This window comes from Pantoea agglomerans (assembly GCF_020149765.1).
In the GTDB taxonomy this organism is placed as follows: Bacteria; Pseudomonadota; Gammaproteobacteria; order Enterobacterales; family Enterobacteriaceae; genus Pantoea; species Pantoea alvi.
In genome coordinates, this window is record NZ_CP083810.1 from 113,547 (window position 1) to 138,622 (window position 25,076).

General features: G+C 55.1%; 24 protein-coding genes. 9 read left to right on the plus strand and 15 right to left on the minus strand.

What is annotated here, in order from left to right; all coding sequences use genetic code 11:
- Positions 1–674: 674 nt before the first annotated feature.
- From LB453_RS22710 to LB453_RS22735, 6 genes are all read left to right on the plus strand, one after another.
- Positions 675–1,372 (plus strand): IS1-like element IS1A family transposase gene (locus tag LB453_RS22710; protein ID WP_224481786.1). Its coding sequence is split into 2 segments (ribosomal slippage): positions 675–924 and positions 924–1,372, totalling 699 coding nucleotides; the frame shifts between segments, so codons are not numbered across the junction.
- Positions 1,373–1,411: 39 nt separating this feature from the next.
- Positions 1,412–2,014, plus strand: a complete 603-nt coding sequence (locus LB453_RS22715) for a sorbitol dehydrogenase family protein (RefSeq protein ID WP_224481787.1) — start codon at positions 1,412–1,414, stop codon at positions 2,012–2,014.
- Entirely contained in the window at positions 2,011–3,603 is a 1,593-nt protein-coding gene (locus LB453_RS22720; protein WP_103797674.1) for a GMC family oxidoreductase, read from the plus strand. The genes LB453_RS22715 and LB453_RS22720 overlap by 4 nt, the downstream gene beginning before the upstream one ends.
- 2 nt (positions 3,604–3,605) lie before the next feature.
- On the plus strand, positions 3,606–4,985 hold the full coding sequence (locus LB453_RS22725; protein WP_033755706.1) for a cytochrome c: 1,380 nt from the start codon (positions 3,606–3,608) through the stop codon (positions 4,983–4,985).
- Positions 4,966–5,439, plus strand: a complete 474-nt coding sequence (locus LB453_RS22730) for a GlcG/HbpS family heme-binding protein (RefSeq protein ID WP_033755705.1) — start codon at positions 4,966–4,968, stop codon at positions 5,437–5,439. Before LB453_RS22725 ends, LB453_RS22730 begins: the two co-directional genes overlap by 20 nt.
- A 299-nt stretch (positions 5,440–5,738) precedes the next feature.
- Positions 5,739–6,002 (plus strand): hypothetical protein, encoded by a 264-nt coding sequence (locus tag LB453_RS22735; RefSeq protein WP_051905664.1) that lies wholly within the window; start codon positions 5,739–5,741, stop codon positions 6,000–6,002.
- A 9-nt stretch (positions 6,003–6,011) separates the two neighbouring features.
- Here the strand turns inward: LB453_RS22735 and LB453_RS22740 are convergent, their stop codons facing one another.
- From LB453_RS22740 to LB453_RS22785, 10 genes are all read right to left on the minus strand, one after another.
- Positions 6,012–6,242 (minus strand): hypothetical protein, encoded by a 231-nt coding sequence (locus tag LB453_RS22740; protein ID WP_033755703.1) that lies wholly within the window; start codon positions 6,240–6,242, stop codon positions 6,012–6,014.
- A 52-nt stretch (positions 6,243–6,294) separates the two neighbouring features.
- Entirely contained in the window at positions 6,295–6,777 is a 483-nt protein-coding gene (locus LB453_RS22745; protein WP_033755757.1) for a MarR family winged helix-turn-helix transcriptional regulator, read from the minus strand.
- Positions 6,778–6,968: 191 nt separating this feature from the next.
- Positions 6,969–7,289, minus strand: coding sequence for a hypothetical protein (locus LB453_RS22750; RefSeq protein WP_127908358.1), 321 nt, complete (start codon positions 7,287–7,289; stop codon positions 6,969–6,971).
- Between the two features lie 201 nt (positions 7,290–7,490).
- Positions 7,491–9,758, minus strand: coding sequence for a xanthine dehydrogenase family protein molybdopterin-binding subunit (locus tag LB453_RS22755; protein ID WP_103797677.1), 2,268 nt, complete (start codon positions 9,756–9,758; stop codon positions 7,491–7,493).
- Positions 9,759–9,782: 24 nt separating this feature from the next.
- Positions 9,783–10,775: an FAD binding domain-containing protein gene (locus tag LB453_RS22760; RefSeq protein WP_033755699.1), complete on the minus strand. Its 993-nt coding sequence runs from the start codon at positions 10,773–10,775 to the stop codon at positions 9,783–9,785.
- On the minus strand, positions 10,772–11,260 hold the full coding sequence (locus LB453_RS22765) for a (2Fe-2S)-binding protein (protein ID WP_224481788.1): 489 nt from the start codon (positions 11,258–11,260) through the stop codon (positions 10,772–10,774). The genes LB453_RS22760 and LB453_RS22765 overlap by 4 nt, the downstream gene beginning before the upstream one ends.
- Before the next feature lie 233 nt (positions 11,261–11,493).
- On the minus strand, positions 11,494–11,769 hold the full coding sequence (locus LB453_RS22770; protein WP_033755756.1) for a putative quinol monooxygenase: 276 nt from the start codon (positions 11,767–11,769) through the stop codon (positions 11,494–11,496).
- Between the two features lie 76 nt (positions 11,770–11,845).
- On the minus strand, positions 11,846–13,012 hold the full coding sequence (locus tag LB453_RS22775) for a zinc-dependent alcohol dehydrogenase (RefSeq protein WP_103797678.1): 1,167 nt from the start codon (positions 13,010–13,012) through the stop codon (positions 11,846–11,848).
- On the minus strand, positions 13,013–13,546 hold the full coding sequence (locus LB453_RS22780; RefSeq protein ID WP_048782285.1) for an SRPBCC family protein: 534 nt from the start codon (positions 13,544–13,546) through the stop codon (positions 13,013–13,015).
- Between the two features lie 140 nt (positions 13,547–13,686).
- Complete coding sequence (locus LB453_RS22785; RefSeq protein WP_103797679.1) at positions 13,687–13,983, minus strand: hypothetical protein; 297 nt, start codon at positions 13,981–13,983, stop codon at positions 13,687–13,689.
- A 119-nt stretch (positions 13,984–14,102) separates the two neighbouring features.
- On the opposite strand from LB453_RS22785, the gene yddG reads away from it, so the two are divergent.
- A complete protein-coding gene (gene yddG, locus LB453_RS22790; RefSeq protein ID WP_033755691.1) occupies positions 14,103–15,014 on the plus strand; it encodes an aromatic amino acid DMT transporter YddG in 912 nt (303 codons plus the stop codon).
- A gap of 1,274 nt (positions 15,015–16,288) precedes the next feature.
- On the opposite strand, the gene LB453_RS22795 is transcribed toward yddG, so the two are convergent.
- The 3 genes from LB453_RS22795 to LB453_RS22805 form a co-directional block, all read right to left on the minus strand.
- On the minus strand, positions 16,289–17,713 hold the full coding sequence (locus LB453_RS22795) for an amino acid permease (protein ID WP_033755689.1): 1,425 nt from the start codon (positions 17,711–17,713) through the stop codon (positions 16,289–16,291).
- Positions 17,714–17,898: 185 nt separating this feature from the next.
- Positions 17,899–18,596, minus strand: a protein-coding gene (locus tag LB453_RS22800; protein WP_224481786.1) for an IS1-like element IS1A family transposase whose coding sequence is annotated in 2 segments (ribosomal slippage) — positions 17,899–18,347 and positions 18,347–18,596 — 699 coding nt in all. Because the reading frame shifts where the segments join, the coding sequence is not laid out codon by codon here.
- A 932-nt stretch (positions 18,597–19,528) separates the two neighbouring features.
- Positions 19,529–19,774: a hypothetical protein gene (locus tag LB453_RS22805; protein WP_033755687.1), complete on the minus strand. Its 246-nt coding sequence runs from the start codon at positions 19,772–19,774 to the stop codon at positions 19,529–19,531.
- A 931-nt stretch (positions 19,775–20,705) separates the two neighbouring features.
- On the opposite strand from LB453_RS22805, the gene LB453_RS22810 reads away from it, so the two are divergent.
- Complete coding sequence (locus LB453_RS22810) at positions 20,706–21,686, plus strand: RepB family plasmid replication initiator protein (RefSeq protein ID WP_033755755.1); 981 nt, start codon at positions 20,706–20,708, stop codon at positions 21,684–21,686.
- A 796-nt stretch (positions 21,687–22,482) separates the two neighbouring features.
- Complete coding sequence (locus LB453_RS22815; protein WP_127908357.1) at positions 22,483–22,752, plus strand: hypothetical protein; 270 nt, start codon at positions 22,483–22,485, stop codon at positions 22,750–22,752.
- Between the two features lie 129 nt (positions 22,753–22,881).
- Here the strand turns inward: LB453_RS22815 and LB453_RS22820 are convergent, their stop codons facing one another.
- Together LB453_RS22820 and LB453_RS22825 are read right to left on the minus strand one after the other, a co-directional pair.
- Positions 22,882–23,862: a ParB/RepB/Spo0J family partition protein gene (locus LB453_RS22820; protein ID WP_033755686.1), complete on the minus strand. Its 981-nt coding sequence runs from the start codon at positions 23,860–23,862 to the stop codon at positions 22,882–22,884.
- A complete protein-coding gene (locus LB453_RS22825) occupies positions 23,859–25,070 on the minus strand; it encodes an AAA family ATPase (RefSeq protein WP_033755685.1) in 1,212 nt (403 codons plus the stop codon). The genes LB453_RS22820 and LB453_RS22825 overlap by 4 nt, the downstream gene beginning before the upstream one ends.
- Positions 25,071–25,076 lie beyond the last annotated feature (6 nt).

Consider the following 25,076-nt stretch of genomic DNA (forward strand, 5'->3'; position numbering starts at 1 on the left):
TTAAGACCCTGGATGACACTTTTTAAGTGCTGTTATAAGTGGTAGAACGTTCTACTAGAACGTTCTACTTATCATTCGAGAAGCCTGTTCAACAGGCAACTGATATTTGGCCTTCAGCCAGAGGATTTACTGATATTTTTGAAGTGGATCGTAAAAGCTGGGCTGCGTACCTGAACGCGCCCGCTTTTTGAGCCAGAGAGTGAAGAGCACGTGCCGAAGGAATGCCTGAGGTCATCGTCACCCCATGAACGGGGTGGAAAGAGGCAGCGTGAGTCGCTTAGCAGGGTGATACAGCGCATAAATACGCTCTGCTAATCAGGGCTCGTCGGTATTGATGAAGCAGAAAAGGCGAATTTTTCCTGTTCACTGCGAACACTTATAAAAAAGCGCGATTTCATTCAACAATGTGAACAACGCTCATTCTGAATGAAAATATTCTCTGTTGCGAAAGCTGTGCAACTTGCATGCTAAAAAAAATTCAAAAATAAAAGGGGTCAACTATCAGCGCTAAAAAACGCTGACAGCTACCCCAAACGCAGATTAATTAACCTGCGGCAATAATGTCATTCCAGACGGCATCAGCACGCGCTAAAGAATCTGCGGTGCCTTCGGCAGCGCCGGTGATGCTGCCAACTTACTGATTTAGTGTATGATGGTGTTTTTGAGGTGCTCCAGTGGCTTCTGTTTCTATCACCTGTCCCTCCTGTTCAGCTACTGACGGGGTGGTGCGTAACGGCAAAAGCACCGCCGGACATCAGCGCTATCTCTGCTCTCACTGCCGTAAAACATGGCAACTGCAGTTCACTTACACCGCTTCTCAACCCGGTACGCACCAGAAAATCATTGATATGGCCATGAATGGCGCTGGATGCCGGGCAACCGCCCGCATTATGGGCGTTGGCCTCAACACAATTTTACGTCACTTAAAAAACTCAGGCCGCAGTCGGTAACCTCGCGCATACAGCCGGGCAGTGACGTCATCGTCTGCGCGGAAATGGACGAACAGTGGGGCTACGTCGGGGCTAAATCGCGCCAGCGCTGGCTGTTTTACGCGTATGACAGGCTCCGGAAGACGGTTGTTGCGCACGTATTCGGTGAACGCACTATGGCGACGCTGGGTCGTCTTATGAGCCTGCTGTCACCCTTTGACGTGGTGATATGGATGACGGATGGCTGGCCGCTGTATGAATCCCGCCTGAAGGGAAAGCTGCACGTAATCAGCAAGCGATATACGCAGCGAATTGAGCGGCATAACCTGAATCTGAGGCAGCACCTGGCACGGCTGGGACGGAAGTCGCTGTCGTTCTCAAAATCGGTGGAGCTGCATGACAAAGTCATCGGGCATTATCTGAACATAAAACACTATCAATAAGTTGGAGTCATTACCCTCGCATCAGGCATCATCATTAGCGTGCCCATTACTGGCTCGCTGGCCACCGCCGCCGAACCAGAGAACCGCTTTCACCGTGTCAGCCAGGCGCTAACCGGACGCCAGCAGCTGGATCCGACCATCAGTCAGCGTTTGTACGCGCTGTTAACGCGCCAGAACCCGCTGTTTCCCCAGCGTCTGGCGCAGCTGGCCGAACACCTTAGCCGCAGCGAGGCTCGCGCACCTGAGGCGCTGCTGGCGTCGCTGTCCGAAGAGGAGGTCAACACCGCGCTGGCCATCATTACCCCCTGGTACCTTGGCTATACCGGCAATCCCGCCACCACGCGCGCTACTGACGACGCGCCCTTTGTCAGTTTTCTCTCCGCCCTGATGTACGAGCCCACCGCCGACCTTACGCCGCGCCCCTCCTACTCGCAGCGCGGCAGCGACTACTGGCAGGCGGTACCGGATGGCGTCAGCGCGCCACAGATGCCGGCAACGATTCACGCCTGGGGAAAGGCGTCGCCGCGCGCGGCATCTGGCATCGCGCAGCCGCAACCGGCCTGGCTGGCAATGGTGGAAGGACGCGCCAGAACCTATGCGGAGGCCTTGCGCCTCACCGACGGCACTGGAGATGGCTCATGACGCACTATGACGCCGACGTAGTGATTATCGGATCGGGCGCCCTGGGAGCAAATGCGGCATATCAGCTGGCGAAAGCGGGCAAGTCGGTCATCATGCTGGAGGCCGGACCCTATATTCCGCGCTGGAAAGTGGTCGACAACTATCGCAACAGTCCCAGTAAACGCAACTGGTGCGCACCCTATCCTAATTTGCCCTGGGCGCCGAACAGCTACAGCGACGGCTATATTGAGACGCAGGGCGATGACGATTTCCACTATGTCACCAGCTTTCTCAAGGTGGCTGGCGGCAGCACGCGTCACTGGGCGTCCGCCTGCTGGCGGCTGCTGCCCAACGACTTCAAACTGAAAAGCGTTTACGGCGTCGGGCGTGACTGGCCGATTGCCTATGACGATCTGGAACCCTGGTATCTGCGCGCGGAGCGCGAGGTGGGCGTGGTCGGCACCGCAGAGGAAGATCAGAGCGGTCAGGGACGCGACGCCTGGCCGCCGTGCTCCGCGCCCTATCCCTTGCCGCCGGAGGCGAAGCCCTACATGGTGCAGCGCATGCAGGCGAAGCTCGGACCGTTAGGCTACCAGGTGATCCATGAGCCGCACGCGCGCGTTTCTCGCCCTTATGACGGCCGTCCCGCCTGCGCCGGCAACAATAACTGTGAACCTGTTTGCCCTATCGGGCCGATGTACTCAGGGGATATGCACGTTGATAAAGCGGTGGCGCTGGGGGTCGATCTGCGCACCGAGTCGGTCGCCTGGAAGCTGGAGAAGGGGCCGAAAAACCACATCGTCGCGGTGCACTATCGCAAACCTGACGGCCGCGACGTGCGCCTGAGCGCAAAGGCGTTCGTGGTGGCGGCGCATGGGCTGGAATCTCCGAAGCTGCTGCTGATGTCTGATGTGGCAAACAGTTCCGATCAGGTCGGACGCAACCTGATGGATCACACCGGACTGAGCATGACTTTTCTTGCCGACGAACCGCTCTGGACTGGACGCGGCTCGGTGCAGCACGGCAGCATCGCCACCCGACGTGATGAACCCACCCGCGCGCAACACTCCGCTATCCGCTACGCGCTGCGCAATCTGGTGCCGAATAGCGATGTGACACCCGCGCTGCTCAGGCAGGGGCTGGTGGGACGCGAGCTGGACGCGGCGATACGCGACCGCGCCTCGCGCATTATGAATATCAGCACCATGAGCGAAACCCTGCCCAGCCCCACGAACCGGGTCACTCCTCACCCAACGCGGCGCGACGGGGCTGGCCTGCCGACCCTGCAGGTTAACTATCAGCTGGACAGCTATGTCCGCGGCATGCGACCGCAGGCCTACCGCGACTTCGCTAATTTCCTGATGGCGTTTAATGGCGAGATGGTGGAGGCGCCCACCGGCTGGCGCAATCAGTATCACATCATGGGCACCACGATAATGGGCGACGATTCGCGCGACTCGGTGGTCGATGCGCACTGCCGCAGCTGGGATCACGCCAACCTGTTTATCGCCTCTACCGGCGTGATGCCCACCTCCGCCACCGTAAATCCCACCCTGACGGGCATCGCGCTGGCGCTCCGTCTGGCCGATACGCTGATTCGGGAGCTGTGAACATGCGAACGGCAACCTTTCTCCTGCTGTTTTTACCCGCGCTGGCGCTAGCGCAGCCCGATAGCGCCACTCTGAAGCGCGGCGAATATCTGGCTATCGCAGGCGACTGTTCCGCCTGCCATCGCAACCCGGATAACGGTCATCCCTTTTCCGGCGGCTATCGCATCTCCTCGCCGCTGGGAGACATTATCGCCACCAATATCACACCATCGCGCGTTAACGGCATCGGAAACTACTCTCTGGCGGATTTTCGCCGCGTCATGCGCGAGGGCCGGCGGCGGGATGGTAGCTATCTCTATCCCGCGATGCCCTATACCGCGTTTGCCTCGCTGACCGATGAGGATATCGCGGCGCTGTACGCCTGGTTTATGACGGGCGTGCCCGCCGAAGATCATCAGGTGCCCGCGACGCAGCTCCCTTTCCCTTTCTCCTGGCGCGCGATGATGGCGCTCTGGAACGGCCTGTTCCTGTCACCCCAGCCACTCGCCAGCGGCAGCGCTGAAGCGATCGGCGACGCGCGCGGCGAGTATCTGGTGAAAACGCTGGGACATTGCGGCAGCTGTCACACGCCGCGCAACGTGCTGATGGCGGAGAAAAGCGCGAGCTTCCTGCGCGGCGGAGCCGTCGGCAGCTGGCAGGCACCCGATCTGACTCAGGCGCGCCTTTACGCCTGGTCCGAAACGGAACTGGCGACCTACCTTAAAACCGGCTCGCTGCCGGGCAAAGCCATCGCGGCGGGCGAAATGGCGACCGTAGTGGAAAACTCTTTTTCCCGCCTGACCGACAGCGATCGACGCTCTGTCGCCCGCTATCTGTTGACGCTGGGTCACGCGCCGGCCAGTACGCATGCTGCGCCGACGCCACCTCCGCGCGCTATTGCAGCGTTCGAGACCGGACCGTCCGCGACGCTGCGCGGCGCCATCGGCGGCGAGCAGATGAGCGGCGCGCAGCTTTATAACGCCGCCTGCGCAAGCTGCCACGGCGCGCAGGGCGAAGGCAGCCGTGACGCGCCGCAAACCTTTCCCCGGCTAACCGGCACCTCGGCGGTGCTCAACGCTAATCCCGCCAATCTGATTATGACCGTCGCAGAGGGGGTAGACCGCACCACCGCGTCAGGCCACGCCTTTATGCCGGCATTCTCCAGCCAGATGAGCAGCGCCGAGCTGGCGCGTCTGCTGGACTATGTCTCAACACAGTTCGGCGCGGCCGGACAGCACATTACCGAAGAGCAGGTTAATCACACCCTGCGCCATCCCAGGCATTCGCTCTGGTTGCAGCGCGCGCCGTGGGCAGGAGCAGGCCTGCTGGCACTGCTGATCTGTCTGGGAGTATGGCGATATCGATCTCATAAAAGGAGACTCCATGAAAGCACCTCTCTGTAGCGCACTCTGCGCCCTTGCCGCGTTGTGGACCGCCACAGTCAGCGCCACGCAGACCCAAACTATCTTGAGCGCCGATGATGCACAGCGCATTATTGCGCGTGCGGAGACGCAGGCGCAGTCGCTGAAAGCGCAGGTTTGCATTGCCGTGCTCGATCGAGCCGGACAGCTGCTGGCCTTCAAACGCATGGATAACGCGCCGCCGGGCTGTATTGACTCTTCGATGCAAAAAGGACGCGCGGCGGCGCTGTATCGCACCTCGACCGACAAATATATGGCGCGAGCCAATGGCACAGAGCCAGCGATAGCCACGCTGCCCAATATGGTGCCGCTTGGCGGCGGCGCGACAGTGACAGTTAACGACGAGGTGACGGGCGCGATTGGCGTGAGCGGAACGGCAAATCCGGCAGAAATCGCCATTGCCGACGCGGGCAGCAAAACCCTTCATCAGCCTTAATAACACGCGCGTCAGGCGCTTGAGGCAACAGAAATGACGCGAGGCTGCGAATCTGCTCGCCTTGCGTCAGAATAAGAATGAGAATCCACTTCGAGAAATTAATCTTTTAAAACAGATATTTATTTTGCTGCATGAAAATCAAAAGGCAAAATGTTATAAACTTGATAAGCTAATCAGGCGCAAAGCAATTTTCTCTGCAACCGTGGCGTTGCGCAGGGCGCAACGTCTGCCCGAGACGCAACCGTTCAGGGTAGCGTTTTCGCCTGCGTCCAGATCAAACTAAATAATATGATGGCAATATGAGCAAAAATGACGATGAAAAGCTGGTAGATATTTTGACAGGCGAAGCCGTGATGGCGCTACTGGCGCAGGATTCGCCCGTTTTTGCCGAGCACGTCGTGGCGCAACTTCAGACGATGGCAGCGTCTGAGCGCAATCCCATCCGGCAGCGAGCCTTTCAGCGCGCGATTGCCGAGTTGATCAGCGCAGCAGGCCAGTCGGACCAGAACAGCGCCTTCTTTGGCAACGACGACTGGCCGGAGAGCGAGCCCACTCTTCACTGACAGCTGCCGTTATGACCCGATTTTTTCAGCGACAAAGCGTGCCGCATCACGATAATTTTTTTGCAGCGACGCATCCGCCGTCTGTTCAGCTTGTTGTGTGAGCATCGTGCTCAGCCCCGCCAGCTCAAGCGGCTTTCCCGCTTTCAACAGCAGCGACGCTATCTCTCCGATCGCCGCATGAATTTCGTCTGGATCTTCTGCTTTTTCAGTGCTCACAAGGCCTTTGTCCATGCTGGTCATTATCGTTTTAATCCCTGACAGCTGCGCCTGGGAAATGTCTACATCCGGACGATCAGGGAATCGCCTTTATCAGTTTCTGCCGCAGAGCGGCGACCCGGCTGGTCAGATCGGATAGCTCCTCAAGCGGCGTATCCATAACTGAGATCATATCCGCCGGCACGCCAGCGGCCTCAGATTTCAGCGCGGTTCCCGCTGGCGTCAGCGTAATCAGCACGCGACGCTCGTCATGTCCTACGTCGCGCCGTCTACTGATCAGGCCCGCCTGCTCCAGCCTTTTGAGCAGCTGGCTCAGCGTGCCCGAATCAAGATGGACGCGCGTCCCCAGCTCAGAGACGGTGACATTGTCGGTTTCCCACAGCGCCAGCAGAACCAGATATTGCGGATAGGTCAGCCCTAGCGGCTTCAGACGCGACTGATAGAGCTTGGTCATCGCCAGCGACGCGGAGTAGAGCGCAAAGCAGAGAAACTGATCGACGGTAACAGGCGCGCTGCCTTGCGAAGCGCCGCCGCAGGTTTCTGGTAATTCTACATTCATGGTGTTGCTGCTTATTATCTGATCGAAAGAGAGCGGCACAGCGTCATCCTGTGAGGTCGTGATAATATTGAATCAAATTAAATTGATGTCAACCTACTGGCCGGAGAGAAATCTCTGATTAATCGAAATTCCCTTTTTACGCGGCCAGCGTGAGCTGTTGCAGAGCCTCGCAGGTCCTGCAACAAAGCGAATTAGTTATAGTCGACCCGAACCACCGCCTTCGACTTTTGCGGGTCAAGGTAAGTCAGGCTGACATGGTCCACGCCAGGCAAAACCACATCGCCCTGCGCCACCTGCTGAAGGCCGATTTGCTGCGTATGAACGCCGTTGTTGTCCTGGCAGGCGAAGGTGATGCGGCTGGCGCCTGGGGTTAACTGGCAGGGATCCTGGGCGATCGCGCCGCTAAACGTCAGAGAACCGCCTGACGTCAGGGGCGCGGCGAAAGCGGAATTAAACAGCATAAGAAACGCCAGACCAAGACCAGCACTGACTTTTGCAGCGGACGATGTCATCAACAGGCTCCTCAGAAAAGTTCGTCCGTGAAAGAGATCATGCGATCCGTTATGGCATTGAGTGGCAGAGAGTGACTCTTGTTATCACTGGCACTGTGAGTAACAGTATATTCACGAAGATGAAAAACTGCCGGTGATTTAAGAATGAAGGGATCTGTCGTAAAAGAGACGGCGATGCCTGTCCGGCATCGCCGCCGCGCTTTAGTCGATCAGTTTATCCAGAGAGAGCGGCAGATCGCGAATGCGCTTGCCGGTCGCGTGATAGACGGCGTTGCTGATGGCCGCCGCCATGCCCACAATGCCTAACTCGCCGACCGCTTTGCCGCCCATCAGGGTGGCGTGATGATCCGGCTCGCCGACGTCGATGGTGACGATCTCCGGCACGTCAGCATTCACGGCGATCAGGTAGTCCGCCAGGTTGTTATTGATGACGCGGGCGTTGCGCGGATCGATAACGCCGCCTTCCAGCAGCGCCTGGCCCAGCCCCATCACCATGCCGCCAATCCACTGGCTGCGCGCCAGCTGAGGGTTATAAAGCCGTCCGCTGTCGAAAGCGGAAACCAGCCGTTTAACCCGCACGGTGCCGAAATCCTCGTCGACGCGCACCTCAACGAACTGCGCGCCCCAGCTGTGCGCCGAAAAGGCTTCAGGACGCGTCATCTTCGACATCGAGTGCACCGCCCGATCGCGATCCTCTTCGCTCTCCTCTTCAGAGAAAGTGCCGGAGACCACGGAAAGCGTCAGCGAGTCGTTCAGCTCTACCAGTTTGTCGTAGCGAATGGCGCGATCGGGCTGGTTTTTCACGCATACTGCGCCGTCACGCAGCACCAGCTGCTCGCGATCCGCCTGAAACAGCGGCGAGCCAGGCGATTCGGTCGCCAGGGTAAAGAGTTTCTCGCGCATCGCTTCCGCCGTCTTGTGCACCGCCGCGGTAAGATTGCCCGCCAGCTGCGAGCCGCCTGCTACGCCGGCGCGCGGCAAATCAGTATCGCCCAGCTCGACGCGAATCTGACGCGAAGGAATGTGCAGCACCTCGGCGGCGGTCTGCGCCAGAATGGTATAGGTGCCGGTGCCGATATCCGCCCCGGCGCTCTGCACCACCAGGCTGCCGTCGCTGTGGAAAATCAGCTTCGCTTCGGCGGGCGAGCGGCTGACCGGATAGGTGGCGGTCGCCATGCCCCAGCCAATCAGCTCGCGCCCTTCGCGCATCGAGCGCGGCGCCATGCTGCGCTGGTCCCAGCCAAAGGCTTCAGCGGCGGCGGCGTAGGCCTCTTTCAACCGGCGCGTGCTCCAGGGCGCATTCAGCTGATAGTCATGATCGGCCCAGTTGCGCAGGCGAAATTCCAGCGGATCGATTCCCAGCGCATAGGCCATCTCGTCCATCGCCACTTCCAGTCCGAAGGCGCTCGGGTTCTCGCCCGGCGCGCGCATCCAGCCTGGCGTGACGGTGTTGATCGCCGCCACGTAGTGACGCGAATAGACGTTCGGCACGGCGTAGAGACGGCCTGTCACTTTATTGGTGCCCTCGGCGAAGGTGTCGATCAGCGAGGTGTCGCTCAGGCCGTCATGGATAATCGCCAGAATTTTGCCGTCGCGCGAGGCGCCCATCTCAAGGTTCTGGATCGTCGCCGGACGACCGCCGAGCCCGGTAAAGGTTTGCGGCCGGGTTAAAGAGACTTTAACCGGCCGTCCCAGCGCGCGCGAAGCGACGCAGGCAAGCGCCACATGAGTATAGGGCACCGGCTTAGAGCCGAAACCGCCGCCTACGTAGGGGGAGATGATGCGCACCTGGTCAACCTCAAGGCCCAGCCATTCGGCGATTTCGGTCTGCGCGCCCATCACCCACTGACTCGGTTCCCAGACCGTCATACGCTCATTCTGCCAGGAGGCGACGCAGGCGTGCGGCTCCATCGGCATGTTGTATTCGCGCGGCGTCGCGTAACGCCCTTTGATTTTTACTTCCGCCTGCGCCATCGCCTGATGGGCATCGCCGAGATCGATGTTGGTGCCGCTGCTCTCTTTACGCGCGGCGCGCGGATCGTCCGGGTAAACCAGCGCCGGCTCCGTCTCATACTCCACTTCCACCAGAGTGGCTGCCCAGGTGGCCTGCTCGAAGGTCTCCGCCACCACCAGGCCGATATTCTGGCCGTTATGGATAATCTTATTGTTCTGAATCGGCGTATAGGTGGACTGCGCCGCGCCGCCGTCGGCGATGGCGGTCGGCTTATTGATTTTCAGGCTGTTGAGGTGGGTGTAAACCGCCAGCACGCCCGGCGCCTGACGCGCCTTTTCGGTATCCATGCGGGTAATGCGTCCGCTGGCAACGGTGGACTGGATCACCACGCCGTACGCCGCGTTTTCCGGCTGATGCTCAACCGCATAGCGCGCTTCGCCAGTCACCTTAACGACGCCGTCGCCGCGCTCGCGCTTTTCACCCAGCGCCTGATAACTCTTTTCTGCCGTATCCATTGTTAATCCTCTCTGTTCGGCCTGTTAAGCCATGCCGCCCGCTTTCATCAACGCGCGTGCGATGGCGCGCGGCGCCAGCAGTTTCTTGTGCTGGTTTTGCGGCAGCAGCTCGGCGTCCTGCACGACCAGCTCGGCGGCGCGGCGCAGGGTTTGCTCGTTGAACGGCTGACCGCGCAGCGCCCCTTCGACGTGCCGCGCGCGCCAGGGTTTCGTCGCCACGCCGCCGACGGCAATGCGCAGATCGCGGATGCGGTCGCCATCAAGCTCGATGCCGACCGCCGCGCTGGCGGCGGCGAACTCATAGGAGCTGCGATCGCGCACTTTCAGATAGTGGGACTGGCGCAGCGCCGGCGTTAACGGCAGTTCCACCGCTACGATCATCTCGTCCGGCCCCAGATCGTGCTCCAGATGCGGCGTATCGCCCGGCAGCAGGTAGAATTCATCGATGGGAATGCGGCGTTCGCGCTGGGCGGCGTTGCGTACGATGACGACCGCCTCGAAGGCGGTCAGCGCCACCGCCAGGTCGCCGGGATAAACCGCGATGCAGCTTTCGCTGGTGCCCAGAATGGCGTGGTTGCCGTTGACGCCGCCGCGCGCGGCGCAGCCGGATCCCGGCTGGCGTTTATTGCAGGCTGAAAAGGTATGGGGATCGCGGAAATAGACGCAGCGGGTGCGCTGCAGCAGATTGCCGCCTATCGACGCCATGTTGCGCAGCTGCGGCGACGCCGCCTGCCACAGGCTGTCATAAATCGCGGGCGCGTTCTGCTGGCATTCAGGATGATTCTCAACCTCGCTCATACGCGCCAGCGCGCCGATGCGCAGCGTATCCGCCGTAAAGGCAATTTCGCGCATCTCCGCAAGCTGGTTGATGTCAATGAGCGCGGCGGGCTGTTCGACGTCGCATTTCATCAGATCGATCTGGGTGGTGCCGCCTGCCAGAAAGCGGCTGTCCGCGCGCTGCTTCTGCCGCAGCGCGTCATCGGCATCGCTGACGCCGACGTAGTCGAATGGGTTCATGTCGCCTCCTTGCTAAGGTCGGCGGCCGCCTGCTGGATCGCCTCGACGATATTGGGATAGGCGCCGCAGCGGCAAAGATTGCCGCTCATATATTCACGGATTTCGTCCGCCGAGCCGGCATGCCCCTCGTCGATACAGGCCACGGCCGACATAATCTGCCCTGAGGTGCAGTAGCCGCACTGAAAGGCGTCGTGTTCCAGAAAGCGCGCCTGCACCGGATGCAGGGTGCCGTCGGCCTGCGCCAGGCCTTCGATGGTGGTGACCGACTGGCCGTTAGCCTGGGCCGCCAGCGTCAGGCAGCTCAGCACGCGTTTTCCATTGATGAGCACCGTACAAGCGCCGCACTGTCCCTGATCGCATCCTTTTTTGGTACCGGTAAGCGTCAGGTGCTCGCGCAGCGCGTCAAGCAGGGTGACGCGGGGATCCACCCGCATCGTATGCGGTTGCCCGTTGATCGCCAGCTGCAGTTGTAGATTTTCAGACATAGCTCGTTTCCAGTATTTAACGGGGTTTAAAATGGCGTGTTATGCACGTTATGAGGAAGTCTATTGTGGTGTGCAATCCGTTAAGTCTAGACGGCTAAGCGAAAGCGGGGTTGCCTGTTTCTGGAAATCTGTTGCCTGATTGTCCAGATAGCGATTCAAGGGGATTAAGGCTGGTCATAAAAAAGGAACCGGCCGCGGCGGCGGGTTCCCTGCTGGCGGTACGTTCCGAGACGTCAGGCGATCTCCACGATGGCGTACTCACGGGCAATCGCCACAGTTTCCCGCCCCCACGCCGAGGCTTGGGTTCTGGCCTGATGCATATCGAAGGTTTGCTGGCTGGTGAACCGCTCTTCTACCGACCAGATAAGCGGATCCGCTGTCTCCTTCACTTCGAAGCTAAGGCATCCTGATTCTTCTTTTGTCAGCCGGATGTGCTCGGGAAGATAACGGCGCACCAGCGCCGTCTCTTCCGTGTTTTTACAAATCAATCGGCCGGTAAGCTTAATCATCGTGTTCCCTTCAGTTGCGTCACGTTGCGACTTTTTTACTACGAAAACGTGACGCTGCGCCATCCCGGCGCTCTGTTCAGGGGGCGAATACCGCGCGCACGCAGCCATCTTCTTTATGCTTGAACATCTCATAGCCGCGCGGCGCCTCTTCCAGCGAGAAGCGATGCGTCGCCATAAAGGCGGGATTAAGCTCGTTCTTCGCCACGTGATCCAGCAGCCGATGCATATAGCGCTGGCCGTGCTGCTGCGCGGTGCGGATCGTCAGGCTTTTGTTGATCATCAGCCCCAGCGGGAATTTGTCCATCACGCCGTATACCCCCAGAATCGCGATATTGCCGCCTTTGCGGCAAGCGTAAAGCGCCTGACGCAGCGCGGCGCCGACGTCGGTTTCCAGATGCAGCAGCTGTTTGGTTTTATCATAAACCTGGCTGAGCCCTTCGCCGCGCGCCTCCATGCCGACAGCGTCGATACAGCTGTCCGGGCCGCGACCGCCGGTCAGCTCCAGCAGCGCCTCGTTGATATCGACCTGGGTATAATCGAGCGCTATGCTGCCGGCATAGTCACGCGCCATCGCCAGCCGCTCCGGGTAGCGGTCGATGCCGATAACCTGATGCGCGCCCATTAGCCACGCGCTTTGCTGCGCCATCAGGCCTACGCCGCCGCAGCCCCACACCACAACGGTGTCGCCGGGATGAATATTGCAAAAATCCGCGCCCATGTAGCCTGTCGGCGCCGCGTCGGAGAGAAACAGCGCCTGCTCGTCGCTTACTCCTTCCGGCACGACAAAGCAGTCGTTGTCAGCGAAGGGCACGCGGACATATTCGGCGTGCGAGCCAGCGTAGCCGCCAAAGGTGTGGCTATAGGCGTAAATGCCGCCGGTCGGGTGGCCCAGCACCGTTTCACCCTTCTCCCACTGCGGATTAGTGTTGTCGCAGCAGGAGGGCAGCTGATGCTGGCAGTACCAGCAGGAGCCGCAGGAGATAAACGAGGGCACCACGACGCGATCGCCACGGCGAATATTTTTCACCGCGCTGCCGACTTCGACCACCTCGCCCATAAATTCATGCCCGAGAATATCGCCCTCGCGCATGCTGGGGATCAGGCCGTCGATGACGTGGAGATCGGAGCCGCAGGTGGTCGTTAAACGAACGCGGATAATCGCATCATGGGGATTGAGCAGGCCGGGATCGGCCACCGTTTCAACGCTGAGATCGTTTACGCCGTTCCAGCAAAGTGCGCGCATCTATTTCTCCTTATCCTGACGGTCGGCATGGCGGCCAGCGGGCTGGCCGTCAAGGGTTGGGATTTCGCCGGTTTCGGCCAGACTTTTAAAGCGGTGCAGTGCTTTGCTGACAATCTCTTTAGGCAGGAGATCGAAAAAGGTCGTGACCTTTTTGCCCAGCGCACCGCCCGGCGGCGTAAAGCGCAGCGTCAGCGCCAGTTCGGTTCCCCACTCGCCGGGCGCCGGGCGCAGCAGCAGCTCGCCCTCGTTGGGGATGTCCGCGCCCTCCAGCGACTGCCAGGCGATGATGTCGCCCGGCTGCGCCTCGACGATGCGGCTCTCCCATGAGTAATGTTTGCCGAGCGGCCCGTCGACCTGCCACTGCGCGTCGCTTTTGTTAAGGGGCGTCACGGTGGCGAAATGGCTCATGATGCGCGGTAAGGTATCGGGTGCCAGCCAGAGCGCAAACAGCTCTTCAGCGGGACGTCCAACGGTTATCCAGCGCCGCAATACGAGCACATCGGCCGCGGCTTCAGGTTGTAATTTTTTGGCCAAAGGATCCTCCCGTAAGGCGCAATCAGGCGATGAACATAATTTGAGTTAAGTTCAGAGGATCGGATATTGCGAGCGTAACCGCAGATAGAGAGGGGCGCACGAGGGGGTGAAAAAAAGCCGGGAACTTTCCCCGGCCCATGTTATTGCTGGCTGTTTTGCCAGTGACGCTCGCAGTGTTCGCGGGCTTCCGCGGGTAAATCTCGCAGCTCCGGCAGGCTGTCGCCAGAGCCGTAGTCCATGGCGACGGCCACCTCTTTTTGCTCATCTCTGGCTGCGAAGGTGAGCTTCTCGTCCATTTTTTCCCAGTCGCCGTCGTGCTGGCGGTAAATCAGCGCATAGGTCGGCGTTTTTTCGTCGTCGCCGTAAATTTCATATTTCTGCTCTGGGGCATCATCAGGGCCGAACTGCAGCGTTTCGATCAGGGTTGCATCAGTCATCTTGCTCTCCTCCGTGGGTAAGCAGTAAGGGTAGTTCATAGATAAAGAGGTGGCAGACCTGACTCAGTTGCGTATTCTGACCTGCTAAGCCGATCACGTCTGAAATGAGGTAAAGCGTTATGTCCCAAAAGAGAGCAACGCTAACTGGCCTGCTGGCCATTGTGCTGTGGAGCACAATTGTCGGCCTGATTAAAAGCGTCAGCGAGAGCTTTGGGCCGATCGGCGGCGCGGCGCTGATCTACAGCTTTAGCGCCGCGCTACTGCTCTTTACCGTCGGCTTTCCCAGCGTGCGCACCTTTCCGCGGCGCTATCTGCTCGTCGGCAGCCTGTTATTTGTCAGTTACGAAATTTGCCTGTCACTGTCGCTCGGCTTTACCAACAGCGGCCGTCAGGCGATTGAGGTCGGTATGGTGAATTATCTCTGGCCAGGCATGACGATTGTGCTGGCGGCGCTCGTTAACCGGCAAAAAACCAGCCCGCTGATTATTCCCGGCCTGCTGCTGGCCGTCGCGGGGATCTGCCGCGTGCTGGGCGGCGAGCACGCTTTCTCAATGAGCGAGATCGGCAATAACATTATGGACAACCCGCTCAGCTATGGGCTGGCATTTTGTGGCGCAGCGATCTGGGCGGTTTACTGCGTGGTGACAAAAAAGATTGCGAACGGCAGCAACGGCATTACGCTATTTTTTATCCTGACTGCACTGACCCTGTGGGTGAAATTTCTGCTGTCGCCGCAGCCAGCATTAGCTGTTTCGCCGCAGGCGCTGCTCAGCCTGGCGCTGGCCGCAATGGCGATGGGATTTGGCTATGCCGCATGGAATACTGGCATTCTGCACGGCAACGTTAACCTGCTGGCTGCGGTCTCCTACTTTATTCCGATCCTCTCCTCGGTACTGGCGGCATTTCTGCTGCATTCGCACCTGACGTTATCATTCTGGCAAGGGGCCGCAATGGTTAGCCTAGGGTCGCTGCTTTGCTGGTGGTCCACCCGCACGCCATCAGGCAACAAAGTTGCGCGCGAGCTCCCATAAAGGCGAAGATACATCCCCAGACCGCACGCCAGCCGCGCGGTCTGGGTAGAAAAAGGTAAGTACATCTCAGCAAAAATGTGTAACTAGTTAAATTACAAAAGCCAGCGATCTATTATTTTATGTCTCTTCTCATAATGTAATGGTTGCGTAAAACGCTGGCGACATAGCACTAGGTGATTTTTCGATAAAATGGCATTATTGTTGTTATTGTTCCTTTCAGTAACTATTGAAATTTAATGCAAATATATGATTCATCCAGAAAAGTCAGCTCTATTAAGTTCGCTTGGGGTCTGGCTGGCATCCTTTTCATAATGTTTATTACTTACAAAATTCAGGCGAAAGCCATTTTGCAAACGGCCGAGTGCCTTTATCACAAAAGTCCTGACAGCTATACAGACTGGTTAACACATATTGCGCAGTTCGTTTACAGGATAATTTTTAAAACCTGCGATCACGATTATCGTTAACATTTCTGGCACAGCAACAGATTAATGAAAAAGAAAACGCAACAACGTGTGACATTTAATAAGGAAGAGCCACACCAGAAACCCGGCCGAGCAGTAAAGAAATAAAAACAGAATTAAGCCTGCCAGTTTGTCAGGGAATCGCATTAGCATCCTTTCCAGCTTCATCAAAAGACGTTAATAAAAATGATAGATTTCATTAACACCTCATTTGACATATCATGCTTTAATCAGACCTCATTATCAGACTGGAACCATAAATCCCTCTTCAACATTTAATCTTGCCTGCCCCTTCTTCTTTCTCCCCTTTCTGGAATGCGATCGTAATCAAATAGTGTGATGTCCCACCGGCGCGGCCGCCGCTGATTAAAGCAGACCTGGATAAATGCAATAGCGCAAGTGGCTTACGAGAAAGATGTTGAAGCAGGGTTTATTATCAACGAAATAAAGTGGTCGCTATTGTGACTACGCGCCATAACTCATGAAACGTTTGATTAATGTAACTCCCCTTGCTTGCGCCCTTTACCGGGCGTTTTTTTCATTTATGGGCTATGCGAATAAATAAATGCACCGCATAACAAAAACGTTATCGCTTGTTGATATTCGATTCAATGCCGGGATATTTTGATAACCTCATACAGGCTTCCTCTTTATGCTCACAAACTGGGCGTTTCATTGCTAATTATTAGCAGCGCTCCTCCAGAGGAGCGCTTTCTTTTTTTCTCTTCCCGCCCTAACGATTAGCTATCGTTCTCAATCTTTTTCCACCTGGCTTCTTGGCAGATCGCAGCCGGCAAGTCGAAGGCAGCGTCAGGCGCTGCGAACGGCCTTAAGCGTGTGCGCTTTGCGCGCCTTCACTCGCCAGACGACCCACAGCAGTAAAAACCAGAACGGCATGGCGCAAAGCGCGGCCAGCGTATCCGGATCGAAGACCATAATCACCACCGAGAAGGCGAAAAACAGCAAGCTAATCCAGCTCATCACGATGCCCGCAGGCATTTTAAACTGCGACTGCGCATGCAGTTCCGGACGCTGCTTACGGTAGGCCAGATAGGCCACCAGGATCATGCCCCAGCTGTAGATCACCAGTATCGCCGCAAGCGTGGAAACGATGGTAAACAGCGTCATCACGTTCGGCACCAGAAACAGCAGCAGCGTGCCGCTCAGCATGCAGAAGCAGGAGAAAAACAGGCTGCGCACGGGAATGCGCGTGCTCTTCGACAGAATGCGAAACTGCCAGTGCGCATGCTTTTCTACCGACAGGCCGTAGAGCATGCGGGTGCTGGAATACACGCCGCTGTTGGCGGAGGACATAGCAGAGGTGAGCGCTACAAAGTTGATAATCGCGGCGGCGGCAGGCAGCCCCGCTTTGGCAAACAGGGTAACGAACGGGCTGACGTCGGGAGAGATCGCCGCCCAAGAGGTGACGGCGATAATCACCACCATCGAGAGCATATAGAAAATGATGATGCGCAGCGGAATGGCATTGATCGCTTTCGGCAGAATTTTCTCCGGCTCGCGCGTTTCGGCGGTCATGGTGCCGAGCAGCTCAACGCCGGTATAGGAAAAGATGGCGATCTGAAAACCCGCGAGAAAGCCCGTCACGCCATGCGGCAAAAACACAGCCGGATCAGACAGATGCTGCAATGAAGCCCGCACGCCGTCGGGCGAGGTCCAGCCGGTGGCAACCATCCACAGGCCGGTAAAGATCAGGGCGACAATGGTGATGACTTTGATTAAGGCAAACCAGAACTCCGCCTCGCCGAACATCTTGACTGACAACAGGTTAAACAAACAGAGAATGCCCAGCGTGATGAGTGCCGGTATCCAGGCGGACATTTCAGGAAACCAGTACTGCATATAGCCGCCGCAGACCACCACGTCGGCGATACAGGTCACCACCCAGCTCAGCCAGTAGGACCATCCCAGATAAAAGCTGGCTTTGGGGCCCAGATAATCGGCGACGAAGTCGGCGAAGGAGCGATAGTCGAGCTTCGATAACAGCACCTCGCCCATTGCGCGCATCACCATATACATAAAGAAGCCCACCAGAGCGTAGATGATAAGAATCGAGGTGCCCGCCACGGCGATATTCTTGCCGGCACCCATAAACAGCCCAGTGCCGATGGCGCCGCCCAGCGCGATCATCTGGATATGGCGCTCGCTCAGCCCACGCTCGAGCTGCGGCGAAGAGGTGGAGCTGGCCGACGGCCCGTGCGGTTCTTTTTCAGTCATGGCAATTCCTTCTGAGTTGCGGAGAGCAGCCCGGCCCCAGCAGGCCCGAGCAGAAAGTCAGCGCGACCCTGATGGTCATCGTTCTTTTTTCAGCGCGGGAAGTCACAGATGCTTCTCAGCCACAGGATCTGCACGAGCTCGTCCTGCGACTGGTAGAGGTAAACTGCGAGGGTAATGACTCCAACTTATTGATAGTGTTTTATGTTCAGATAATGCCCGATGACTTTGTCATGCAGCTCCACCGATTTTGAGAACGACAGCGACTTCCGTCCCAGCCGTGCCAGGTGCTGCCTCAGATTCAGGTTATGCCGCTCAATTCGCTGCGTATATCGCTTGCTGATTACGTGCAGCTTTCCCTTCAGGCGGGATTCATACAGCGGCCAGCCATCCGTCATCCATATCACCACGTCAAAGGGTGACAGCAGGCTCATAAGACGCCCCAGCGTCGCCATAGTGCGTTCACCGAATACGTGCGCAACAACCGTCTTCCGGAGCCTGTCATACGCGTAAAACAGCCAGCGCTGGCGCGATTTAGCCCCGACGTAGCCCCACTGTTCGTCCATTTCCGCGCAGACGATGACGTCACTGCCCGGCTGTATGCGCGAGGTTACCGACTGCGGCCTGAGTTTTTTAAGTGACGTAAAATCGTGTTGAGGCCAACGCCCATAATGCGGGCGGTTGCCCGGCATCCAGCGCCATTCATGGCCATATCAATGATTTTCTGGTGCGTACCGGGTTGAGAGGCGGTGTAAGTGAACTGCAGTTGCCATGTTTTACGGCAGTGAGAGCAGAGATAGCGCTGATGTCCGGCAGTGCTTTTGCCGTTACGCACCACCCCGTCAGTAGCTGAACAGGAGGGACAGGTGATAGAAACAGAAGCCACTGGAGCACCTCAAAAACACCATCATACACTAAATCAGTAAGTTGGCAGCATCACCTGCATGAATTGGGTAAGCACAATCACAGATGTGATACAAGAAAAACAGTCTATTGCGGTGGTTCACTGCGACAGGCCGCAGCTTTTTTATTTCCGATAGCGAAATAGTCTGCCTGTTTGCTCAAGCCGGGCGCATGTCGCGGGGTCGAGATTCACCGTTCGACGCTAAACAATGCATGCTGCAACCACCCGGAGGCGCTAAGCGTCTGCTTATTGCAGTACCGTAACATTACATGGTTTGCTGACATATAAAGGATCAACAGCGAGACGTACTGGTAAATGCAAAAAAATTCGAGCTTTGCCACATATGAGGATGAAATTAAAGGACTACACATGAAAACGCTTTACTTTCGATGAGTAATTGAGAGCGCCAATGGATAGCCCAGCTTTGAAGCTGACAATATGCTGCGTCAAAAGTGGGCTCGATGAGCAGCGCGATGCTGGAAGCGTAACGGTATGTTATTTCGAGTATTTTCGGAGATAATGAGCATCTTTTTTAATTGAAAGGAAACTAAACAGCGTATAGATAGAATGATGAACCAAAGGAAGGTTAGCGTCTAAAGGAAAATAAAAAAGAAACCTGCTTTTTACGCACGATAGCTTATATTGTTATCTGCGAAAGTCTCGGGATACTAAGATAAGATCAAAGTTTTTATCCAGTCTTGGGCTTTCTGCCCTTCCTGGCGGCAGGCTTTCACCATAATGCTATATCATGTTCATTTCAGACTGATAGTAACCTGCGGCAGTCATTTTTAATGTTGTGGCGGAAGTACCTCTTTGAGACCTTTACGGCATTATAAAGGCTGACTTAGGGTGACACTATCTTCAGTGATTACAGTGCTTACGAAGTAGAGTAGCGTTCTCTCATTTATCAGTGATCAGGCTTGTCCGCCTGCCAGCTTATCCAGCAGAATCACTTCAGAAAGGTCAATTAAGAATTTCAACTCTTCAAACAGCATTGATGATACGGGCTGCGCGAATATGCTGTTCAATTTGCGCTTATGACTGTCACTCTTCTGTCCAGACAAAACGGCGTAAGTTTTCTGTGTCACGGTTGAGTTGATAACTGACACAACCATCCTCTTTAAAGTGGTTTCAATAACGCTACGTAACAGCGATTCCACCTGACTTTCTTTGCTCGATTTGGCAATAAAAATAGAAAAGACAGGTACAGTAATATTTTACTCCTTACTGATCAGTAAGTTGGAATGAACCTTTAAGCTGATTAATTGTGCTTAATTTCATTAGCAGAGTCTATTATGATGCTTTTTAACAATGATTTTCTCAGAAGGGTTTACATCAATAAATGAAGACATACCTGTGTTGGCTGATTGTTTAGCAACAGGATAATCGACTGCTATGGTTAACGTGACTGGCGAAGTATCCTGAAAAAATTCAGCAGAAGGTAATTTGATGATGACAAGTCCTCGATCCTGCTAATTGCTTTGTTTGCTTGCTCTCTGTTAAATCTGTTGCTGCTACGTTTTGGAAAAACCAGTTCAATCATGAAAAGTCTCCGCAGGGTCTTTCGCATGCCCTCCTAAAACTTTTCAGGCTATGAAGTCTCCTATGGAATGATTTATCCACTGGGTAGATCCTAACAATTCGATCCTTATATGATCCTAATAAGATCCTAAAGAGATCCCCGATCGCTGTAGCCCTTGCCAGCTCTGGCTTAAAAGGGTGATCCCATAAGCTGTAGCAAGTAAAATATAAGCTGCAGTCAGTAAATCATAAGCTATGAAGCGTAGATTATAAGCTGTAACTGGTAAACAAGATAAGCTATAGTGAGTTAAATCACGGTTTTCTCTGCTTAACTGTGGATAATTTTTATCTTTAATTTCATGTTGCTATTCGCTGTCCTGTTTGTTCTGTCTGGATCATACATATTCGATCCACAGCTCAGCGGATCTGAAAGTGCCCTGCGCCACTGCTCGCTTGCTGGGTGCTTTACTCTCTTTACTAGCTAAATTAACGGCTTATAGCGTTAACGATTAGGATCCGGAGCCTGTTTTGGATAACGAAAGCATAGATCTTGATACTCTTTTCCAGGAAATGGACAAATCCACTGGCGAGCTCGTCACCCTAACGCCCAACGCCAATAATACGGTGCAGCCGGTTGCGCTTATGCGGCTCGGTGTTTTTGTTCCGACCCTTAAGTCGTTAAAAAATAGCAAAAAAAATACAATGTCCGTTACGGACGCGACTGAAGAACTCTCCCGGCTTTCGCTGGCCAAGGCAGAAGGCTTCGATAAAGTCGAGATCGTCGGCCCGCGGCTGGACATGGATAATGATTTCAAAACCTGGGTGGGGATTATCCACTCATTCGCCAAGCATAAGGTGATTGGCGATAAGGTACAGCTTCCCTTTGTCGAGTTCGCCAAGCTCTGTGGCATACCGTCTAATCGCTCCTCTAAGAAGCTCAGAGAGCGTATAAGCCCTTCTCTGAAGCGAATTGCGGGAACGGTCATCTCATTCACAGCAAACACCAAAGAGCACTCTAAAGAGTACGTTACGCACCTTGTGCAGTCAGCCTACTACGATACTGCAAAAGATATCGTTATCCTGCAGGCAGATCCCCGGTTGTTTGAGCTTTATCAGTTTGATCGTAAAGTACTTTTGCAGCTTAAAGCTATTAACGTCCTCAAGCGGCGCGAGTCGGCGCAGGCTATCTATACCTTTATCGAAAGCCTGCCAAAAAATCCGGCGCCTATCTCACTTGCGCGCCTGCGCGCCAGGCTTAACCTTAAATCCCCCGTATTCTCTCAAAACCAGACCGTACGGCGCGCTATGGAGCAACTGAAGGAGATTGGCTACCTAGACTATACGGAAGTGCAGAGAGGCCGTGCGGTCTTCTTTAACGTGCACTATCGACGCCCTAAGCTCAAAGCGCCCAGGAACGAGAGCGAAGAAACCATTCCGACCGCAGTGCCTGCACCAGCCAGCCCCGATCCCGAACTGACGAAAAAGCTCGAGGTGCTCGAAAAGCTGGGGATTACGATGGAAGACCTGGAAAAGCTTTTCAAAAACAAGTGATTGCCTTTCCAGTATTGCGCGGATAGGCGTTCAAAAGCATGCATTCCCCGTCAGTTTACTCACTACAGCTTATATAGCCTCTGGTGAGTAAATCTCGCTATGGATACCGCACTACTGACAAGAGCCTAAAGCTGCAGTCTCTTGTTATATACGAGAAACGTAAAATTACCTTTTAAATCATCAATATGTTCTGGCGCCATCCGAAACGTCGTCTGGAACGCACATCACAAATATAAGCTGTAGTGAGTAACTTACTCACTACAGCTTATATACTTTTTTTGTATGCTTTATCACACAGCACCCAGCCAGCCAGCTTTCCTTGTCAGGGAAACCGGGCCATTGCTCGTCCAATGCAGCCTGCCCTCTCTTCCGACATACCAGGCATTCAGGATCTGAACCCTGTCTACAACAGCGACCAGTAACGTCGCACAGACTAACTTATTCAGGTTACTCACTACAGCTTATACAAACTCCAAAAAGAGCCAAATACTTACTACAGCTTATGTCATAAGCTGTAGTGAGTAATATAAACTATAGCGAGTAATTTACTCATTACAGCTTATATCTCTGCCCTGCCCTAATGTTTAAAGAGGAATATTTCAAACCCGGGATTATGTGTAAGATATTGAGGTTTTGCAGATGCTTACTGCATGCTGTCTTGAAAATGCCGGTTTTCAGGCGTGCAATAAAACAACTGTTCAACAGATAAGGTGGCAGCAGCGCAAAAGGTAATTTACTGATTACAGCTGATATGAGGTGACGTCGTATTGCGCGCCTGTATGCCCGGCTCAACAACATGGCACCAGAACCGGCAGAGCCAGCAGAAGCAGCAAGATGCAATAACCATTTTACTGATAAGCCTATTTCAGGGGCAAAACTTAATCTGCTGTCATTAAGACTTAATAAGGCAAGGTTATTTACATGGGCCGAACTGGCTTTACTAATAAACAAAGCATTATCAGATCCGAAAAGACATAACGTCACATACTGGTATGGATACTGTGGTTATCCCTTAAGCGTGATAAAAGGGCTTTCAAAACTGAAAGCGGCGGGAATTTCAGTTTGAAATATTTAGCCTGTTTTTTTATAAAACAGCTGCTTAGAGCATTTTTTTCGCGGGTACTCAGTAGCGATACGCTGCTAGTAGTGCTAAAGGTGAGGCCCTGACAGAGTACCGCTCAGGGCCTTCTTGTTATCAGGCTTTACTTTCAGCCTGCATTTTTTCCAGAATCGTTTTTACCGCGGCATCAAGCTCAGCCTGATAGTGCGCGGGAATACGTGAAAACTCATAAGTGACCAGACGTTTTTCCGCATCCGTCTTCTTACGGGCGAACTGTTTTTTGTCAGCGAACACCGCCATCTTTTCCGTCACGACTTTCTTGTCAGCTTTTGCACTTTTCGCACTGCTGTTTACCGAACGAATGAAACCAATGATTCTGGATTTCGATGTAGGGTCATGCGGATCCAGCGTGGTGTCCCCTTCTATGCGCTCGCGCACCGTCTCTACCAGCTCATCCAGACTGCCCTTTCTTGCTTCCACTTTCTCAGCAATATCAAGCAGCGTCTGATAATCATTAATAGAGAGATCGCTCACCGAGGGAAACAGGCCAATCAGTTCGTCAGGCACCGAAGCGGCCTGAAAAGCCCGGCTGATTTTTGCAGCCGACAGCCCTTCTGCTCTGGCGATCTCTGACTGATTCATGCTCTCGGGATACATCACCATAAGTCGCTTGCCCAGCTCACGCAGCGTATGCTCTTTCGCGGTCTGGATATCGATAGCAAGCTGGCGCGCGTCAGACAGCGAAAGGTCATCTTTAGTGACAAGCACTTCGAAAGGTGTGCCGTTATAGAGGCAGGCGGCGCGACGGCGCGAGCCGTCAAGCACTTCGATACGGCCGTCCACTTCGCGGCCGATGGCGGGAAAGAACTGCTGGAGCTTGATGGTTCGGGAAATATCGCTGACCGACTCCGGCGTAAGAAAAGCCTGGTCGCGGCCGTTTACAGCGGCATCGACATAGGTCTGCGCTTCGATATCATCGTGCAAGATTTTCGTCAGGGCGAAACGTGCTTCGGCGCCAGACTTTAGGATAAAAACGCGCGTGCTTTCCGTTTCGCTCAGCATGCGCGAAAAGCTAGAATTACCCAGCGTGCGGCCCATTTTTTTCATTTCTTTCATGACTGCGAACTCCTGACAAATTCAATCCGTTTAAACACGGCCTGGGTAAAACGTTCTGCCTCGCGTTTAGCATTTTTAAGCGCCTCTGTGCTGCCGGGGTAAGACTGGGGATCGGCGCTGACGATAGTGTCAAACGTCTCTCCGCAGCGCTCGAAGCCATCCAGCCGCGGCAAAGCAGCGTCAAGAATGTAAGAGGTGAACACGTCACGCGCTAAGCCATGCGTCATCTCGTGGTCGCGCTTGGAGGTCATTTTCGACATAAACCCGATATTGCCTTTAATGCGGGGATTAATGCCCTCATCTTCCAGCTGCTCCAGCATTTCCGGAAGACGGGTCAGATATTTGAGCGTGGAATGAAAATCCACCTGCGCAGGCGGCGTCGGCGTAAGCAGCAGATCGCTGGCGGCGATGGCGTTGAGCATAAAGGCATCGAGATGCGGACCGGTATCGATAAAGATAAAGTCATAGTCATCGCCGACGCGATCGATGATGTTACGACGTAACACTTCGGAAGGCAGTACGCCCGGCAGGTGTTCGCGAACCAGATCGTTCCATTGACTGGCGACGAAGCCATCATCAATCGAGGCCGGAATGATGTCCACGCCAGGAATAATCGTTGGCTGAATAATCTCTTTGTGAAGCTGTTCGGCGTCCAGATCGTTAAGCATCGCCTGCGCGGCGGTTTCCATAATTGAGCCGATGCTGTTTGCATGGTTCAGAAACATCGTGCTGGATGCTTGGGGATCGAGATCGATAACCAGATTGCGCAGATCGTACTGCAGCAGGTCCGGATGAACGCGCAGGCCGTGGGCCAGAGTAACGGTGCTGACTGTTTTGGAGACGCCACCCTTGAGGTTCACCACAAAGATGACGAACGGCCCTTCCCCTTTATGGATATCGCGATACTTAGGTACTTTACGATGCGCATAAATATCGACGACATCCTGTACCGTGAGCGCGTAGTGCTTTGTATTGCCGGCATCCTTTTTGCCAAACACGTGACCTTTGGATTCCATTTCGTCAATTGCCTGCTCGACGGCCCGGCGGCTGAGCTTGGGCAAGTTAGCAACCGAATTGCGGGTGAAGGTCTGGTAATACTGATCGAGGCCAAATTCGTGACGCTTATCGATAATATCGTCACTCATACTACGCAACATAGCGTTTGCCCTGCGCGCCGTTTCGTCTACTCCACCGTAATTGCTCTTCATCACTCC

Coding starts and splice junctions, on each gene's coding strand:
- LB453_RS22720 (WP_103797674.1), top strand. CDS start 2,011: ATGACGCACTATGACGCCGACGTAGTGATTATCGGATCGGGCGCCCTG.
- LB453_RS22730 (WP_033755705.1), top strand. CDS start 4,966: ATGAAAGCACCTCTCTGTAGCGCACTCTGCGCCCTTGCCGCGTTGTGG.
- LB453_RS22785 (WP_103797679.1), bottom strand. CDS start 13,983: ATGACTGATGCAACCCTGATCGAAACGCTGCAGTTCGGCCCTGATGAT.
- LB453_RS22820 (WP_033755686.1), bottom strand. CDS start 23,862: ATGAAAGAAATGAAAAAAATGGGCCGCACGCTGGGTAATTCTAGCTTT.
- LB453_RS22725 (WP_033755706.1), top strand. CDS start 3,606: ATGCGAACGGCAACCTTTCTCCTGCTGTTTTTACCCGCGCTGGCGCTA.
- LB453_RS22755 (WP_103797677.1), bottom strand. CDS start 9,758: ATGGATACGGCAGAAAAGAGTTATCAGGCGCTGGGTGAAAAGCGCGAG.
- yddG (WP_033755691.1), top strand. CDS start 14,103: ATGTCCCAAAAGAGAGCAACGCTAACTGGCCTGCTGGCCATTGTGCTG.
- LB453_RS22735 (WP_051905664.1), top strand. CDS start 5,739: ATGAGCAAAAATGACGATGAAAAGCTGGTAGATATTTTGACAGGCGAA.
- LB453_RS22740 (WP_033755703.1), bottom strand. CDS start 6,242: ATGACCAGCATGGACAAAGGCCTTGTGAGCACTGAAAAAGCAGAAGAT.
- LB453_RS22750 (WP_127908358.1), bottom strand. CDS start 7,289: ATGACATCGTCCGCTGCAAAAGTCAGTGCTGGTCTTGGTCTGGCGTTT.
- LB453_RS22760 (WP_033755699.1), bottom strand. CDS start 10,775: ATGAACCCATTCGACTACGTCGGCGTCAGCGATGCCGATGACGCGCTG.
- LB453_RS22795 (WP_033755689.1), bottom strand. CDS start 17,713: ATGACTGAAAAAGAACCGCACGGGCCGTCGGCCAGCTCCACCTCTTCG.
- LB453_RS22825 (WP_033755685.1), bottom strand. CDS start 25,070: ATGAAGAGCAATTACGGTGGAGTAGACGAAACGGCGCGCAGGGCAAAC.
- LB453_RS22765 (WP_224481788.1), bottom strand. CDS start 11,260: ATGTCTGAAAATCTACAACTGCAGCTGGCGATCAACGGGCAACCGCAT.
- LB453_RS22815 (WP_127908357.1), top strand. CDS start 22,483: ATGGCACCAGAACCGGCAGAGCCAGCAGAAGCAGCAAGATGCAATAAC.
- LB453_RS22745 (WP_033755757.1), bottom strand. CDS start 6,777: ATGAATGTAGAATTACCAGAAACCTGCGGCGGCGCTTCGCAAGGCAGC.
- LB453_RS22775 (WP_103797678.1), bottom strand. CDS start 13,012: ATGCGCGCACTTTGCTGGAACGGCGTAAACGATCTCAGCGTTGAAACG.
- LB453_RS22770 (WP_033755756.1), bottom strand. CDS start 11,769: ATGATTAAGCTTACCGGCCGATTGATTTGTAAAAACACGGAAGAGACG.
- LB453_RS22810 (WP_033755755.1), top strand. CDS start 20,706: ATGGACAAATCCACTGGCGAGCTCGTCACCCTAACGCCCAACGCCAAT.